Source organism: Streptomyces sp. AM 4-1-1 (genome assembly GCF_029167625.1).
Taxonomy (GTDB): domain Bacteria; phylum Actinomycetota; class Actinomycetes; order Streptomycetales; family Streptomycetaceae; genus Streptomyces.
On the sequence record NZ_CP119145.1, the window covers coordinates 3,197,375 to 3,214,617 of the forward strand.

A 17,243-nucleotide genomic window follows, 5' to 3' on the forward strand; every position below is an offset into this window, starting at 1 on the left:
CACGCCATGCGAGATCCGCTGTCCGCGTTTTCGGATGCCTTCACCGCCTTCCTCTTCGGCAAGGTGGAGACGACCCGTCTCCCGGTGCGCACGTCGACCGGCCAGGCCCAGGCCGTCTACCTCCCGACCGCGGCCCCCGGCCTCGGCGACTCAGGCGTGATCATCGGCCGCGAGGTGTACTCCGGCAAGGGCTACATCTACGACCCGTTCCAGCTGTACGGGCAGCAGCTCCCCGCCCCGCACTGGCTGGTGCTCGGCGAGTCCGGCAACGGCAAGTCGGCTCTGGAGAAGACGTACGTGCTCCGCCAGCTCCGCTTCCGCGACCGCCAGGTCGTCGTCCTGGACGCACAGGGCGAGGACGGCGTCGGCGAGTGGAACCTCATCGCCGAACAGCTCGGCATCACCCCCATCCGGCTCGACCCGACGGCGGCGCTGAACGGCGGTATCCGGCTCAACCCGCTGGACCCCTCGATCACCACGACCGGCCAGCTCGCCCTGCTCCGTACGATCATCGAAGTGGCGATGGGGCACGGCCTGGACGAGCGCTCCGGCTTCGCGCTGAAGGTCGCCCATGTGTACGTGAACTCCACCATCACCGACCGGCAGCCCGTCCTCATGGACATCGTGGAACAGCTGCGCCACCCGGAGCCCGAGTCGGCGCACGCGATGAACGTCGACCTCGACGACGTACGGGCCTGGGGCCTGGACGTCGCCCTCGTCCTGGACCGGCTCGTCGACGGTGACCTGCGCGGCATGTTCGACGGGCCGACCTCGGCGGGCATCGACCTCGACGCCCCGCTGATCGTCTTCGACCTGTCGCACATCGACCGGAACTCCATCGCGATGCCGATCCTGATGGCGATCGTCGGCGTCTGGCTGGAGCACACCTGGATCAGGCCCGACCGGAAGAAACGCATCTTCCTGGTGGAGGAGGCCTGGCACATCATCAACTCCCCGTTCGTGGCCCAGCTCTTCCAGCGGCTGCTGAAGTTCGGCCGGCGCCTCGGTCTGTCGTTCGTGGCCGTCGTCCACCACCTCAGCGACGTGGTGGACGGGGCGGCGGCGCGGGAGGCGGCGGCGATCCTGAAGATGGCGTCGACCCGCACGATCTACGCGCAGAAGGCCGACGAGGCGAGAGCGACCGGCCGGGTGATCGGCCTGCCCCGATGGGCGGTCGAGATCATTCCGACGCTCACCCCGGGCATCGCGGTCTGGGACGTCAACGGCAATGTGCAGGTGGTCAAACACCTGATCACCGAGGCGGAACGCCCCCTGGTCTTCACCGACCGAGCGATGACCGAGAACAGCGCGGGCGACCACCGACTGCCCGAGGACATCCAGGCCGCGGAGCTGGAGGCGGAGCAGCGCGCGGCGCGGATCGAGCACCAACAACGGCTGAACGAGTCGTCCGAGTCAACGGTGGCATGACATGGCACGCCAGACAGGACCCGCTACGGGGTACGGCGAGGCACGGGGCGGCATCCCGGACGGACTGCTGATCGGTCTGCTGTCCTTCCTCATCGGACTGACGCTGCTGGCCTGGTCGGCCACCGGTCTGGCGGGACTCCTCGCACACGGGTCCTGGCCGGACGGCGTCAACTTCACCGGCGCCCCCTCGGCGCTGCGCCAACTGGCGGGCCACCCGCACGACCTCCCGGCCGCGTGGCCCGACACCCCGCCCGGCTCCCTGTCCGGATACGGGCTGTTCTGGGGCCTGTTCATCGGCGAACTGCTGATCCTGCTGGTCCTGACGGTGTTCGCCCTGGGCACGCTCGCCAGATGGCGCGGGGTCCGGGAACAACGCCGCGCCGACCTACGGCGGGTGTACGAGCGTCAGCCGGCGGAGGCCCCCGAGGAAGCCCACCCGCAAGCCCCCCGCCCGGGTACGGAACCGGCGCCCCACACTCCCCGATCTCCCGCATCCCGGCCTCCCGCCCCACGGCCCGAACGCACCCGCCCCGAAGCCCCGGAGCCCGGCACCACCCCCGCCACCGAGTACATCGGAACCGCCCACACCCACCCCGAGCCCCCTGGCGCGCTCCCCGCCGCACCCCCCGTGCTCCCGGTGCCCCCGATGCTCCCCTCGCCCCGCACTCCCCAGGTGATCTACGGCCCGGCCACGACTCGCAGGCCGTCGGTCGTCCGGGCCATCCAGGACGCGGACGGCGCGGCGCTCGTCGTGACCTCCGACCCCACGGTCTGGGCGGAGACGAAGGACGCCCGCGCGAAGCTCGGCCCGGTCCTGGTCTACGACCCCGGGCACCTCTGCGACACCCCGGACCGCCTCCACTGGTCGCCGACAGCGGGCTGCGAGGAGCGCGAGACGGCCGCAGCGCGCGCCGCCGCCCTGCTCGCCCCGGTACGGCCCCTGGCCAGGATCGACGCCCTGACCGCGGAGACCGCGGAAACGCTCCTCCAGTGCTGGCTGCACGCCGCCGCCGTGGACGGCAAGCCCTTCCGCCAGGTGCACCGCTGGGCGCAGGGCAGCAGCGCGGCCGAACCGGTACGCATCCTCCGCACCCACCCGAAGGCCACCGCGGGACTCGCCGGGCTCCTGGAGTCGGCGCTCACCGGCCACCCGGAACGCCGGGACATGGCACGGGACCTGACGGTACGGGCGTTCGCCGCGCTCTCGTCCGTCCACATCCGCGAGGCGTGCACACCGAACCGGGCGGACTCCCTCGCGCTCGCATCATTCGTCAACGAGGGGGGAACGCTCTATGTGGTCGGCGAGCCCATCGAGGACCCCCGCTCCCGGCCCGGTGCGATGCCTCTGCTCACCGCACTCGCCTCAGACGTGGTCGAGCACGGCCGTCGCGTGGCCGCACGGTCATCCGACGGTCGGCTCGACCCACCAATGGCACTCGTCCTGGACGACGTCGCGGCCGTGGCCCCGCTGCCGCGCCTTCCCGAACTACTGGGCGCCGACGCGGATCACGGACTGCCCACGCTGGTCCTGCTCCGCTCCCAGGAACAGGGCCGCAGCCGCTGGCGCGAGCCCCTGCCCCAGTCGTCACAGCACTGATCCGCAGACGCCCCACGCCGGGTGCCCATCCCGTTCGGTGTCACTCCCCGGGGCGCGCGATGGCGTACTCCAGCTCCAGCACCCGGGGCACCCGATGTCGTTCGATACGGGCGGTGGCACCGGTCGGTTCATCCGTCGGCGCGTACGGGCTGTGCGTGGTCTTCCATCCCCGAATCCTGCCCGCACGGGCACACCCCGGCCACCGCGTTCCCGGTCGCGACGGTGTTCCGGCGGTGTTCCGGCCGGCCACCAGGTCGGGAAATCTGAACGGGAACGCAGAAAAGCCCCGTGCCACAAGGGCACGGGGCTTTCCCGTCACAAATAGTTCGGCGGCGACCTACTCTCCCACAGGGTCCCCCCTGCAGTACCATCGGCGCTGAAAGGCTTAGCTTCCGGGTTCGGAATGTAACCGGGCGTTTCCCTAACGCAATGACCACCGAAACACTATGAAAATGTGAACCAACCGGACAACAACACAGCCGTTCATTATTTCAGAACCAACACAGTGGACGCGAGCAACTGAGGACAAGCCCTCGGCCTATTAGTACCAGTCAGCTCCACCCGTTACCAGGCTTCCACATCTGGCCTATCAACCCAGTCGTCTACTGGGAGCCTTAACCCCTCAAGGAGGTGGGAATACTCATCTCGAAGCAGGCTTCCCGCTTAGATGCTTTCAGCGGTTATCCTTTCCGAACGTAGCCAACCAGCCATGCCCTTGGCAGGACAACTGGCACACCAGAGGTTCGTCCGTCCCGGTCCTCTCGTACTAGGGACAGCCCTTCTCAATATTCCTACGCGCACAGCGGATAGGGACCGAACTGTCTCACGACGTTCTAAACCCAGCTCGCGTACCGCTTTAATGGGCGAACAGCCCAACCCTTGGGACCGACTCCAGCCCCAGGATGCGACGAGCCGACATCGAGGTGCCAAACCATCCCGTCGATATGGACTCTTGGGGAAGATCAGCCTGTTATCCCCGGGGTACCTTTTATCCGTTGAGCGACGGCGCTTCCACAAGCCACCGCCGGATCACTAGTCCCGACTTTCGTCCCTGCTCGACCCGTCGGTCTCACAGTCAAGCTCCCTTGTGCACTTACACTCAACACCTGATTACCAACCAGGCTGAGGGAACCTTTGGGCGCCTCCGTTACTCTTTAGGAGGCAACCGCCCCAGTTAAACTACCCATCAGACACTGTCCCTGATCCGGATCACGGACCCAGGTTAGACATCCAGCACGACCAGAGTGGTATTTCAACGACGACTCCGCAACCACTGGCGTGGCCACATCACAGTCTCCCACCTATCCTACACAAGCCGAACCGAACACCAATATCAAACTATAGTAAAGGTCCCGGGGTCTTTCCGTCCTGCTGCGCGAAACGAGCATCTTTACTCGTAGTGCAATTTCACCGGGCCTATGGTTGAGACAGTCGAGAAGTCGTTACGCCATTCGTGCAGGTCGGAACTTACCCGACAAGGAATTTCGCTACCTTAGGATGGTTATAGTTACCACCGCCGTTTACTGGCGCTTAAGTTCTCAGCTTCGCACACCCGAAAGCGCACTAACCGGTCCCCTTAACGTTCCAGCACCGGGCAGGCGTCAGTCCGTATACATCGCCTTACGGCTTCGCACGGACCTGTGTTTTTAGTAAACAGTCGCTTCTCGCTGGTCTCTGCGGCCACCCCCAGCTCATGGAGCAAAGCCCAATCACCAGAAATGGCCCCCCTTCTCCCGAAGTTACGGGGGCATTTTGCCGAGTTCCTTAACCATAGTTCACCCGAACGCCTCGGTATTCTCTACCTGACTACCTGAGTCGGTTTAGGGTACGGGCCGCCATGAAACTCGCTAGAGGCTTTTCTCGACAGCATAGGATCATCCACTTCACCACAATCGGCTCGGCATCAGGTCTCACCCTGTATGTTGCACGGATTTACCTGCACAACGGGCTACACCCTTACCCCGGGACAACCACCGCCCGGGCTGGACTACCTTCCTGCGTCACCCCATCGCTTACCTAATACAGGTCTGGATCGTCGGCTCCACCACTACCCTCAACTCCGAAGAGATCAGGCCGGCTTCACGGACTTAGCATCGCCTGATTCAGTACTGGGCGTTTCAAAGCGGGTACCGGAATATCAACCGGTTGTCCATCGACTACGCCTGTCGGCCTCGCCTTAGGTCCCGACTTACCCTGGGCAGATCAGCTTGACCCAGGAACCCTTAGTCAATCGGCGCACACGTTTCTCACGTGTGTATCGCTACTCATGCCTGCATTCTCACTCGTGAACCGTCCACAACTCGCTTCCGCGGCTGCTTCACCCGGCACACGACGCTCCCCTACCCATCCCAGCCCCCGTTAGGAGTACATGCTGAAATGACACGACTTCGGCGGTACGCTTGAGCCCCGCTACATTGTCGGCGCGGAATCACTTGACCAGTGAGCTATTACGCACTCTTTCAAGGATGGCTGCTTCTAAGCCAACCTCCTGGTTGTCTCTGCGACTCCACATCCTTTCCCACTTAGCGTACGCTTAGGGGCCTTAGTCGATGCTCTGGGCTGTTTCCCTCTCGACCATGGAGCTTATCCCCCACAGTCTCACTGCCGCGCTCTCACTTACCGGCATTCGGAGTTTGGCTAAGGTCAGTAACCCGGTAGGGCCCATCGCCTATCCAGTGCTCTACCTCCGGCAAGAAACACACGACGCTGCACCTAAATGCATTTCGGGGAGAACCAGCTATCACGGAGTTTGATTGGCCTTTCACCCCTAACCACAGGTCATCCCCCAGGTTTTCAACCCTGGTGGGTTCGGTCCTCCACGAAGTCTTACCTCCGCTTCAACCTGCCCATGGCTAGATCACTCCGCTTCGGGTCTTGAGCGCGCTACTAAAACGCCCTATTAGGACTCGCTTTCGCTACGGCTTCCCCACACGGGTTAACCTCGCAACACACCGCAAACTCGCAGGCTCATTCTTCAAAAGGCACGCAGTCACGACGCACCGAGCAAGCTCGATGCGCGACGCTCCCACGGCTTGTAGGCACACGGTTTCAGGTACTATTTCACTCCGCTCCCGCGGTACTTTTCACCATTCCCTCACGGTACTATCCGCTATCGGTCACCAGGGAATATTTAGGCTTAGCGGGTGGTCCCGCCAGATTCACACGGGATTTCTCGGGCCCCGTGCTACTTGGGAAATCCTCAAGCAAGCCGTTGATGTTTCAGCTACGGGGGTCTTACCCTCTACGCCGGACCTTTCGCATGTCCTTCGCCTACACCAACGGTTTCTGACTTGCCGACCAATCGGCAGATTGATCAAGAGAACTCCCACAACCCCGCATGCGCAACCCCTGCCGGGTATCACACACATACGGTTTGGCCTCATCCAGTTTCGCTCGCCACTACTCCCGGAATCACGGTTGTTTTCTCTTCCTGAGGGTACTGAGATGTTTCACTTCCCCTCGTTCCCTCCACACTGCCTATGTGTTCAGCAGCGGGTGACAGCCCATGACGACTGCCGGGTTTCCCCATTCGGACACCCCCGGATCAAAGCTTGGTTGACAGCTCCCCGGGGCCTATCGTGGCCTCCCACGTCCTTCATCGGTTCCTGGTGCCAAGGCATCCACCGTGCGCCCTTAAAAACTTGGCCACAGATGCTCGCGTCCACTGTGCAGTTCTCAAACAACGACCAGCCACCCATCACCCCACCCCGAAAGGTGAGTGCACTGGGGCCGGCAACCGAAGGCGACCATACGGCCATACCCTCAGACACCCAACAGCGTGCCCGGACCAGTCAAACCCTCCTCATGTTCCACGCCGAAGCAGTACTAATGAACAAGACCCAACCAGACCGAATAGTCAACGTTCCACCCATGAGCCACCAGCACCGAACACTCGCCGGTGTACTGGCCTCTGACCAGACCCCCGGAGGAACCTGGCAAGAATGCTCCTTAGAAAGGAGGTGATCCAGCCGCACCTTCCGGTACGGCTACCTTGTTACGACTTCGTCCCAATCGCCAGTCCCACCTTCGACAGCTCCCTCCCCACAAGGGGGTTGGGCCACCGGCTTCGGGTGTTACCGACTTTCGTGACGTGACGGGCGGTGTGTACAAGGCCCGGGAACGTATTCACCGCAGCAATGCTGATCTGCGATTACTAGCAACTCCGACTTCATGGGGTCGAGTTGCAGACCCCAATCCGAACTGAGACCGGCTTTTTGAGATTCGCTCCGCCTCACGACATCGCAGCTCATTGTACCGGCCATTGTAGCACGTGTGCAGCCCAAGACATAAGGGGCATGATGACTTGACGTCGTCCCCACCTTCCTCCGAGTTGACCCCGGCGGTCTCCTGTGAGTCCCCATCACCCCGAAGGGCATGCTGGCAACACAGGACAAGGGTTGCGCTCGTTGCGGGACTTAACCCAACATCTCACGACACGAGCTGACGACAGCCATGCACCACCTGTACACCGACCACAAGGGGGGCACCATCTCTGATGCTTTCCGGTGTATGTCAAGCCTTGGTAAGGTTCTTCGCGTTGCGTCGAATTAAGCCACATGCTCCGCTGCTTGTGCGGGCCCCCGTCAATTCCTTTGAGTTTTAGCCTTGCGGCCGTACTCCCCAGGCGGGGAACTTAATGCGTTAGCTGCGGCACCGACGACGTGGAATGTCGCCAACACCTAGTTCCCAACGTTTACGGCGTGGACTACCAGGGTATCTAATCCTGTTCGCTCCCCACGCTTTCGCTCCTCAGCGTCAGTAATGGCCCAGAGATCCGCCTTCGCCACCGGTGTTCCTCCTGATATCTGCGCATTTCACCGCTACACCAGGAATTCCGATCTCCCCTACCACACTCTAGCCTGCCCGTATCGACTGCAGACCCGGGGTTAAGCCCCGGGCTTTCACAACCGACGTGACAAGCCGCCTACGAGCTCTTTACGCCCAATAATTCCGGACAACGCTTGCGCCCTACGTATTACCGCGGCTGCTGGCACGTAGTTAGCCGGCGCTTCTTCTGCAGGTACCGTCACTTGCGCTTCTTCCCTGCTGAAAGAGGTTTACAACCCGAAGGCCGTCATCCCTCACGCGGCGTCGCTGCATCAGGCTTTCGCCCATTGTGCAATATTCCCCACTGCTGCCTCCCGTAGGAGTCTGGGCCGTGTCTCAGTCCCAGTGTGGCCGGTCGCCCTCTCAGGCCGGCTACCCGTCGTCGCCTTGGTAGGCCATCACCCCACCAACAAGCTGATAGGCCGCGGGCTCATCCTGCACCGCCGGAGCTTTCAACCCCGTCCCATGCGGGACAGAGTATTATCCGGTATTAGACCCCGTTTCCAGGGCTTGTCCCAGAGTGCAGGGCAGATTGCCCACGTGTTACTCACCCGTTCGCCACTAATCCACCCCGAAAGGCTTCATCGTTCGACTTGCATGTGTTAAGCACGCCGCCAGCGTTCGTCCTGAGCCAGGATCAAACTCTCCGTGAATGTTTTCCCGTAATCGGGACACACATCACGAGAGCGGAACAACCGGTCGGAATAAGACCGGTCATCCACAGCGTCCTCGCTGTGTCATTGCCTGCCCCCAGCCACAAGGACCGGTGAACAGGACTTTCAAAGGAACCACCAACCTGCCGAAACAGGCCGGGGTATCAACATATCTGGCGTTGACTTTTGGCACGCTGTTGAGTTCTCAAGGAACGGACGCTTCCTTCGTACTCACCCTCTCGGGCTTTCCTCCGGGCGCTTCCTTCCGGTCTTGCGTTTCCGACTCTATCAGACTCTTTCGTGTCCGATTCCCGGCCGGCCGGGCTGCTTTCCAGTTCCTCGCTTTCGCGTTTCCCTTTCCAGCGGTTCCGACTCTATCAGATCCTTTCGGGCCTGATTCCCAGTCAGCGGGCCTCGTCTTCCCGGCCGTTGAGCCGTTCCGACGCCCAAACCCTAGCGGATTCTCCCGGCGGCTCATAATCGGGCCTTCGGTTCAATTACGGCATGCCGAAATTTCTCCGAGTTGGGAGATCGTGCTGAGTTTTGGTTGCCGCATTCGCGGCGGGATCGGCTGTCGCAGAACCGTTCCGGCTCCGTGACAACTCGAAGAACCTTACGGATCGGGGCGGGGCGCGTCAACCCCTGCCTCAGGTTCCTCGTACACCCCGCCCGTCCCGCTCGGTCCTGCCGTCCGGCCGGTCCGCTCCGGCCGGACGGCGGCGAGTCCGGTCAGTGGTCAGTCCAGGTCGGTGAGCCGGCCGCCCGCGTCCGGCTGGGCGTGTTCCACCCGGCGCAGCAGGCGGATCAGCATCTCGCCGAGCACCCCTCGCTCCTCGGCCGAGAGGTCCTGGAGCAGGTCCCCCTCGAAGCGGGTCGCCATGCGCATCGCTTCGAGCCACTTCGTACGGCCCTCGTCGGTCAGCTCGACGATGACCCGGACCCGGTTGTTCTCGTCCCGGTCGCGGGTGACCAGTCCTTCGCCCGCCATGCGGTCGATGCGGTGGGTCATCGCGGCGGGGGTGAGCCCGAGGCGCTTGGCGAGCTCGCCCGGGCCGAGCCGGTACGGGGCGCCGGACAGGACCAGGGTCTTCAGTACCTCCCACTCGGCGTTGCTGATGCCGAGATCGGCGAGCTGGCGCCCGTAGGCGACGTTCATGCGTCGGTTGAGTCGGCCCAGCGCCGAGACGACCTGTTCCACCTGGGGGTCCAGATCGTGGAATTCGCGCTGGTAGGCGGCGATCTGCTCGTCGAGGCTCGGCTCGTGGAGCCCGGGCTGCTCGGTGGTGTCAGACATGGCGGGCAGTATGGCACGCCATCCGTTGGCATCGAAGTCCTTCGAGCTGTACTCTTAACTGTCGAACTTTAGTATCGAAGTCTTTGGACGTGAGTCCTCCGAGATCTTGAGGTAGGTGAGTGTGACCAGGGAAATGGGTGCAGCGCTGCGGCGGATTCAGCTGGGGAGCGCGCTGAGCGCGTTCGGTCTGGGGTTCACCGTCCCGTATCTGTACGTCTATGTGGCGCAGGTGCGGGATCTGGGTGCCGGTACGGCGGGAGTCGTACTGGCGGTCTTTGCCATGGCAGCGCTGGCCGTCCTGCCGTTCACGGGGCGGGTCATCGACCGGCGCGGACCGCTGCCCGTGCTCATCGCGGCCTCGGTCGTGGCCTCCGTGGGAGCCGCCGCGCTGGGGCTCTCCTCCGGTGTGACCTCGGCGGTGCTGTCCGCGGCGGTGCTCGGCGCGGGTACCGCTGTCATGCAGCCGGCCCTGGCCACGATGCTCGTCCGGTGTTCGGACACCGGTACCCGTACGCGGGCCTTCGCCATGCAGTTCTTCCTCCAGAACCTGGGGCTAGGCATCGGCGGACTGGTGGGCGGGCAGATCGTCGACACCAGCCGGCCGGCGAGCTTCACCCTGCTGTTCCTGATCGAGGCCGCGATGTTCGTGGTGCTCGGCGTCATCGCGACGACCGTGCGGATGCCGCTCGGATCGTCCCCCGCCGCCGTCAGGGCCGGTGAAGGCGCGGCCGGCGCGCAGGGCGGGATGCGGGCTCTGCTCTCGAACCGGGCCATGGTGCAGCTGTGCGTCCTGGGGTTCGTGGTGTTCTTCGCCTGTTACGGACAGTTCGAGTCCGGACTCGCGGCGTACGGCACCGAGGCGGCCGGCATCGAACCGGCCACGCTGGGCATCGCGCTGGCCGCCAACACCGCGGTCATCGTCGTGGCGCAGTTCGTCGTGCTGCGGCTGGTGGAGCGCCGCAAGCGCAGCCGAGTGATCGCCGCGGTGGGGCTGATCTGGGCGTTCGCCTGGATCGTGGCCGGATACGCGGGTCTCGGGCACGGCAGCCAGACGATGGCGACGGCCGCGATGATCTCGACGTACGCGTTGTTCGGGCTCGGCGAGTCGATGCTGTCGCCTACGGTGGCCCCACTGGTCGCCGATCTGGCGCCGGAGTCGATGGTCGGGCAGTACAACTCGGCGTTCGCGCTGGTCAAGCAGTTGGCGCTGGCGGTCGGACCGGCCGTGGGCGGGCCGATGGGGGCGACGCTGCACGCTCCGTACATCGTGACGTTCGTGCTGTTCTCGCTGGCGATCACCGCGCTGGCGCTGAGGCTGGGGCGGCGGCTCACCCCCGTACAGGACCAGCCTTCGTCGGCGGCCGTGCCGTCACTCGTGGTGGCCGTGTCACTGCCGGAGAACGAGCCCGCGATCGCCCCGGCCGCCGTTCACTGAGCCGTCCTCGTACCGCGTATCCCGTACCGCTTACCGCCGGGGCGGGGTACGCGCGTTACGGGGCGTTCCGTACCGACGGGGCGTCCCGGGTCGGTTCAGGCCGTCCCGTATCGGTCAGGGCGTCCCGGGTCGGCCAGGCGTCCCGTGGGCCGGGGCCGCGCCGCCCTCAGCGGGGCAGCTCGAATTCGCACCAGACGGCCTTGCCGCCGTCCGGTGCGCGACGGCTGCCCCAGGCCGAGGCGATCGTCGCGACGATGGTGATGCCGCGCCCGGCCTCGTCGGCCGGTTCGGCGCGGCGGCGGTGCGGCAGGTGGTCGTCGCCGTCCGTCACCTCGATGATCAGGCGGCGGTCGGTGCGGCGCAGGGCCAGGCGCATGGGCGGGGTGCCGTGCTGGAGCGAGTTCGCGACGAGTTCGCCCGCCGCGAGGACGCCCAGGTCGCACAGCTCGACCGGGAAGCGCCAGGACGTCAGGACCCCCGAGGCGAACGCGCGGGCGCGCGGGGCCGCCTCGATGCCGCCGAGCAGCTCCAGCGACGCGTTGTGGAACAGCTCCGCGTTCGTACCCGTACGGGCAGGATGGTGTACGACCAGGACGGCCACGTCGTCGTCGTGTTCCGCCGTGACGCCCAGGGAACGGATGAGCCGGTCGCAGACCACCTGCGGTGAACCCTTCGCCCCGGAGAGGGCGCGTTCCAGGGCGGTGAGTCCTTCGTCGATGTCCTCGCTGCGCCGCTCGACCAGGCCGTCCGTGTAGAGGACCGCGGTGGAACCGGGTGGCAGCGCGATCGTGGCCGAGGCGTGCTCCCAGCCGCCGGTGCCGAGCGGCGGGCCGGTCGGTTCCTCCGTGCGGTGGACCGTGCCGTCCTCGTGGCACACCAGGATCGGGAGGTGTCCGGCGGAGGCGTAGACGAGGCGGCCCTCGTTCGGATCGTGGACGGCGTAGACGCAGGTGGCGATCTGACTGGCGTCGATCTCGGCGGCGAGGCCGTCGAGGAGCTGGAGCACTTCGTGCGGCGGCAGGTCGAGGCGGGCGTAGGCGCGGACGGCGGTGCGCAGCTGACCCATGACGGCGGCGGCGCGGACCCCGCGACCCATCACGTCGCCGATGACGAGCGCGGTGCGCCCGGCTCCGAGGGTGATGACGTCGTACCAGTCGCCACCGACCGCCGCGTCGGTGCCGCCCGGCTGGTAGGTGGCGGCGATGCGCAGGTCGTCCGGCTGTTCCAGCTCCTGGGGGAGGAGGGAGCGCTGGAGGGTGACGGCCGTTTCGCGGTGGCGGCGTTCGCTGGTGCGCAGCCGTTCGGCGGCTTCCGCGTGGTCGGTGACGTCGGTGGCGTACACGAGCACGCCACGCCGGGGGCCGTCGGTGCGGGCGCCGTCCTGCGCCGGGGCGGGGGCGCCGGGTGCGGCCGGGGTGGTGACCGGGGTGCAGGTCACGGTGTACGAGCCGCCGCCGCGTACCTTCCGCGACTTGACCGTACGGGGAGTGCGGCTGCGCAGTACCTGATCCATCAGGGGCAGCAGGCTCAGCTCGGCGAGCTCGGGCATGGCCTCGGCGGCGGGGGCTCCGACCGGGCGGTGACCGAACGCGGCGGTGTAGGCGTCGTTGACGTACGCGATGCGGTGGTCGGGGCCGTGGACGAGGGCGACCAGGGCGGGGAGCCGGCCCAGGACGTCCCGTACGGAGAGGTCTTCCAGCGCGAGCGCTTCGGCCCCGGCGGGACTGTGCGCCGGGGAGTGCGTGGGGGCGCCGGGAGCGCCGCTGTCGGGTCGTGCGTACTCACCGCGGGCCGCCGGCACGGAACTGCGGTCGTCCCGGGCGGCGGCGCGGCGCTGCGTTCCGGGTAGGCGGGCGCTCCAACGCGTGAAGTTCACGGAATTTCTGGCCTCGTGGTGTCGGTCTGGTCCGGGCTCGGGCGGGCTGCTTCGGCTCGGGCGAGCTGTTTCGGCTGCCGGTTCTTCCGCCGGGGGCGGGGCGCCGCGCGCCGAGCCCCTGGGAAGGCGCGGCTGGGCCTCGTCGTGCTGCTGATCACTCTTGGTCACTGCCGACCGGGTCACTCTGTGCAGGTGTGGACCCACCTATCGTCACACGTACAGTGTCCCGGGTCGCGCTGACGGGGGTCAGTTCCCCTCTGTGTCCTCGGGGCGGCGGTCCTCCGGGCGCCGGCCCTTCGGGGGTTCGGGGGACCGGTCGTCGGGGAGACCGTACGGCCGGTCGTCCTGGAACCCGCTGCCGGGGAGTCCGTTGGCGGGGCCTCCGGTGACCGGGCGGTCGGTGCCGGGCCCCCGGTCGGTGTCGGGGCGGTCGGTGTCGGGGCGGCGTCCCCTGTCGGGGTGAGCGGTGTCGGGCCCCCGGTCGGTGGGGTGCTTGCCGTTCGGGGCCTTGTCCTTCGGATGGTTGCCGTTCGGATGCTTGCTGATCGGGCGATTGCTGATCGGGCGTTTGCCGTTCGGGGGCCCGCTGATCGGGGGCTTGCTTCCGGCGGCGAGTTGGAACTCCGCACGCGGGTGCTCCAGCGAACCGAGGGACACGATCTCGCGTTTGAAGAGCCCGGCCAGCGTCCATTCGGCCAGGACGCGGGCCTTCCGGTTGAACGTGGGGACGCGACTGAGGTGGTAGGCGCGGTGCATCAGCCAGGCCGGGTAGCCCTTGATCTTGCGGCCGTACACATGGGCGACGCCCTTGTGCAGCCCCAGGGACGCGACCGACCCCACGTAAGCGTGCCGGTACTCCTTGAGCGGTTCGCCGCTCAGCGACGCGACGATGTTGTCGGCGAGCAGCTTGGCCTGGCGCACCGCGTGCTGTGCGTTGGGGGCGGTGGTGGGAGGCGTGTCTCCGACGGCACCGGTCCGGCCCATGCCTCGCCCCTCACTCCGGCCCCCGCCCTGAGCCCCGCCCCGGTCCTCCGCTGCCGTGAGGTCGGGGACGGCGGCGGCGTCCCCGGCCGCCCAGGCGTGGTCGACGCCCTGGACGGCGAGGTGGGGCGTGCACCTGAGCCGTCCGCGTTCGGTGAGCGGCAGATCGGTGGCGGCGAGGAGCGGCGCCGGTTTCACGCCCGCGGTCCATACGACGGTGCGGGTCGGGAAGCGGGCACCGTCGCTCAGCACGGCGGTCCGGTCCTCGCAGGATTCCAGTCGGGTGTCGAGTCGTACGTCGATGTTGCGGCCCCGCAGCTCACGGATGGCGTATTCGCCCATCGCTTCGCCGACCTCGGGGAGGATGCGGGCCGTGGCCTCGACGAGGACCCACTTCAGGTCGTCGGCCCTGATGTTGTGGTAGTAGCGGGAGGTGTAGCGGGCCATGTCCTCCAGTTCGGCGAGTGCTTCCACCCCGGCGTAGCCGCCGCCGACGAACACGAAGGTCAGGGCGGCGTCGCGGATGGCCGGGTCGCGGGTGGCCGAGGCGATGTCCATCTGCTCGATGACATGGTTGCGCAGGCCGATGGCCTCCTCGATGGTCTTGAAGCCGATGCCGTGTTCGGCGAGGCCGGGGACCGGGAGGGTGCGCGACACCGAGCCGGGCGCGATGACGAGTTCGTCGTACGCGATCTCCCGGGAGCCGGTGCCTTCCTCGTCCGTGGCGAGGGTGACGACCGACGCGGTCCGCTTCGCGTGATCGACGCTCCGCGCCTCGCCGATGACGATCGTGCAGTGCGACAGGACCCGGCGCAGCGGCACGACCACATGTCGCGGTGAGATCGAACCGGCCGCGGCCTCCGGCAGGAACGGCTGATAGGTCATGTACGGCTCCGGGGTGACGACAACGATCTCGGTGTCGCCGCTCCTCAGTCTCTGCTTCAGCTTCCGCTGGAGGCGCAGCGCCGTGTACATCCCTACGTAGCCGCCTCCGACGACGAGAATGCGCGAACCGGTCGGGGGGCCGGGAGGTGTCTTCCGGGAATCTGAAGCCGTCACCACCCCATGACGCACCGGCCGCTGATGTTTGTCCACAGGCCTGACAACTTGTGTGACCGGAGCACTTCGGCGGGTCGGCGCCGGTGGTCCCTCGTGAGGAATGGTCGCCGTGCAGGTCAGGCGTGGTAAAGGGGGTGGCGGACGGGGTCGGATCCGGACAACCTCGGACCCTTGCTCCGATCGGGCGGCGCTCCGTGCGGAACTACCCCCTTCTGAATTGACTCGGGCTCAACTATGTTCGTAACCCGTCGGGGAGTCGGTTTCTGGGTTGGGCCGGTCCCCCCATCGATACGGCGGGGAAGTCTCCGGGGGGAGACGTCATAACCGGGGGATGTTTCATGCGTATTCAGGATTCTCATTGGCAGGACGCTCTCGCGTCCGACAGCGGCAACGGCCGACTGGCAACGGTCGGCGGCACGGGAGTTGACGGCCCGTCGGCGGCGGGGGTGGCAACGACGGCCAGGGCGTTGAGCGCTGCCTCGCTGACCGGCGAGGGAGGGCGGGGCGGGCGTTCGGCTCCGCTCCGGGTCGATGCCCAGCGCAATCTGGAGCACGTGCTGCGGGCGGCGCGCGAGGTGTTCGGTGAGCTGGGGTACGGGGCCCCGATGGAAGACGTGGCGCGTCGCGCCAAGGTCGGAGTCGGCACGGTCTACCGGCGGTTCCCGAGCAAGGACGTGTTGGTGCGGCGAATAGCCGAGGAGGAGACCTCCCGGCTGACGGAACAGGCGCGGACGGCTCTGGGGCAGGAGAAGGAGCCCTGGTCGGCACTCTCGCACTTCCTGCGCGCGTCGGTGGTGTCGGGGGCGGGACGGCTCCTGCCGCCGCAGGTGCTGCGGGTCGGGGTCGACGACGAGGCATCCGCGCCGGGGCGGCGGCCGGGACCGGGGTCGGCATCCGCCTCCGCGTCGGCGGTGCTTGCCGGTTCGGGCGTGAGCGTGGGCGTGGATGCGGATGTGGACGGGATCGGTACGGGATCGCGAGCGGCGTTCGGGGCGGGGACGGGTTCCGGCACGGGGGCGGAATCCGGTCCGGTGACGGGCTCGGGACCGATCGAGGTGCTGGAGGGGGTGCGGGTGCCCCAGCAACGGCAGGGGACGGGGCAGCCGGACCTCCGGGGCGGCACGCCGCGTTCGATCCCGGAGGCCGAGGGCGCCGAGGGAACGGCGGCCGGGCTCGGGGGCGACGACACGGGTGGCGCCGCCGAGCTTCTGGAGGTCGTGGGCCTACTGGTGGATCGGGCACGCGGCGCCGGTGAGCTGCGGGGCGATGTGACGGTGGCGGACGTGCTGTTGGTGATAGCCACGGCGGCGCCCGCGCTCCCGGACGCCGCTCAGCAGGCCGCCGCCTCGGCCCGGCTGCTCGAAATCCTGCTGGAAGGTCTGCGCCCCCACGCCGCGTGAGCCTGCGTCCCCATGTTGCGTGAGTTGTGCTGAGCTGAGGGGGAGGCGGAAGGACGCGGCGGCCCGGTCGCTCGACGGCTGGACGCTGGCCTCCGCGACGACTCGATGGCTCGACGACTCGGTGGGTCGGCCGGTCGGTGGGTCGGTGGGTTGGCCGGTCGGTGGGTCGGTGGGTTGGCCGGTCGGTGGGTCGGCCGGGTCGGCCGGTGGGTGGGTCGGCCGGTCGGCTGCTTGACGGGGGAAGGGGCCGGCGCGCAGGCGTGGAGGGCGAGCCGAGTCCGACGGCTGGGTCGACACGGTGGTGGACCGGAATCGCGTGGTCCTGGAGGCCTGACCGGGGCGTCCGGGATCGGCCGGTACGGACCGGTCGGGGGACAAGAGCGAACCAGAAGGTCGGTTCGGTGAGGCACACCGTTCAATTCATCGAGCCGCGCAGCCGGTTGAGTGCTTCAGGAAGAGGGATGGATACGTGTTCATATTCGGGAAAGGGCCCCGGATGAGTGGTTGCCGAGACTGAGGGGTAGCCCGTATTGCACTCTGTGGCACGCTTGCCCGATGTTCGGGTCCAAAGGCGCGTACGGGGGCTTCCGCGATGAGCGGTGACGGGCAGCAGGAGAACTCTCTCGACGGCGGGGCCCCGAGGGACGGCGCGGATACCCACGGGTTCACCGTCCGGCACGTGCCGAGCCAAGG

Annotated in this window: 7 protein-coding genes and 3 rRNA genes; 4 read left to right on the forward strand and 6 right to left on the reverse strand. The window is 66.8% G+C overall.

Features of this window, described 5'->3' with window-relative positions; genetic code table 11:
* The first annotated feature begins 6 nt into the window (after positions 1-6).
* Both PZB75_RS13645 and PZB75_RS13650 read left to right on the forward strand, forming a co-directional pair.
* Positions 7-1,428: an ATP-binding protein gene (locus tag PZB75_RS13645; RefSeq protein WP_275535573.1), complete on the forward strand. Its 1,422-nt coding sequence runs from the start codon at positions 7-9 to the stop codon at positions 1,426-1,428.
* A gap of 1 nt (position 1,429) precedes the next feature.
* A complete protein-coding gene (locus PZB75_RS13650) occupies positions 1,430-3,025 on the forward strand; it encodes a type VI secretion protein (RefSeq protein WP_275535574.1) in 1,596 nt (531 codons plus the stop codon).
* A 324-nt stretch (positions 3,026-3,349) separates the two neighbouring features.
* Here PZB75_RS13650 and rrf read toward each other — a convergent pair.
* The 4 genes from rrf to PZB75_RS13670 form a co-directional block, all read right to left on the reverse strand.
* Positions 3,350-3,466, reverse strand: a 5S ribosomal RNA gene (rrf, locus tag PZB75_RS13655).
* Between the two features lie 80 nt (positions 3,467-3,546).
* Positions 3,547-6,672 (reverse strand): 23S ribosomal RNA (locus PZB75_RS13660).
* Between the two features lie 305 nt (positions 6,673-6,977).
* Positions 6,978-8,505: ribosomal RNA gene (locus PZB75_RS13665) — 16S ribosomal RNA — on the reverse strand.
* The 16S, 23S and 5S rRNA genes sit together here, the layout of an rRNA operon.
* Before the next feature lie 736 nt (positions 8,506-9,241).
* Positions 9,242-9,799, reverse strand: a complete 558-nt coding sequence (locus PZB75_RS13670) for a MarR family transcriptional regulator (RefSeq protein ID WP_275535575.1) — start codon at positions 9,797-9,799, stop codon at positions 9,242-9,244.
* Positions 9,800-9,932: 133 nt separating this feature from the next.
* On the opposite strand from PZB75_RS13670, the gene PZB75_RS13675 reads away from it, so the two are divergent.
* Positions 9,933-11,234 (forward strand): MFS transporter, encoded by a 1,302-nt coding sequence (locus PZB75_RS13675; RefSeq protein WP_275538701.1) that lies wholly within the window; start codon positions 9,933-9,935, stop codon positions 11,232-11,234.
* 166 nt (positions 11,235-11,400) lie between these two features.
* On the opposite strand, the gene PZB75_RS13680 is transcribed toward PZB75_RS13675, so the two are convergent.
* Positions 11,401-13,110, reverse strand: a complete 1,710-nt coding sequence (locus PZB75_RS13680; protein WP_275535576.1) for an ATP-binding SpoIIE family protein phosphatase — start codon at positions 13,108-13,110, stop codon at positions 11,401-11,403.
* A gap of 246 nt (positions 13,111-13,356) precedes the next feature.
* Positions 13,357-15,153, reverse strand: a complete 1,797-nt coding sequence (locus PZB75_RS13685; RefSeq protein WP_343286235.1) for an NAD(P)/FAD-dependent oxidoreductase — start codon at positions 15,151-15,153, stop codon at positions 13,357-13,359.
* 335 nt (positions 15,154-15,488) lie between these two features.
* Here PZB75_RS13685 and PZB75_RS13690 point away from each other — a divergent pair, with 335 nt between their 5' ends.
* Positions 15,489-16,550, forward strand: coding sequence for a helix-turn-helix domain-containing protein (locus PZB75_RS13690; RefSeq protein ID WP_275535578.1), 1,062 nt, complete (start codon positions 15,489-15,491; stop codon positions 16,548-16,550).
* The last annotated feature ends 693 nt before the right edge of the window (positions 16,551-17,243 follow it).

What these genes read in the sequence shown, in the direction of transcription:
- PZB75_RS13690 (WP_275535578.1), top strand. Translation starts at nt 15,489, where the DNA reads ATGCGTATTCAGGATTCTCATTGGCAGGACGCTCTCGCGTCCGACAGC.
- PZB75_RS13675 (WP_275538701.1), top strand. Translation starts at nt 9,933, where the DNA reads ATGGGTGCAGCGCTGCGGCGGATTCAGCTGGGGAGCGCGCTGAGCGCG.
- PZB75_RS13650 (WP_275535574.1), top strand. Translation starts at nt 1,430, where the DNA reads ATGGCACGCCAGACAGGACCCGCTACGGGGTACGGCGAGGCACGGGGC.
- PZB75_RS13670 (WP_275535575.1), bottom strand. Translation starts at nt 9,799, where the DNA reads ATGTCTGACACCACCGAGCAGCCCGGGCTCCACGAGCCGAGCCTCGAC.
- PZB75_RS13645 (WP_275535573.1), top strand. Translation starts at nt 7, where the DNA reads ATGCGAGATCCGCTGTCCGCGTTTTCGGATGCCTTCACCGCCTTCCTC.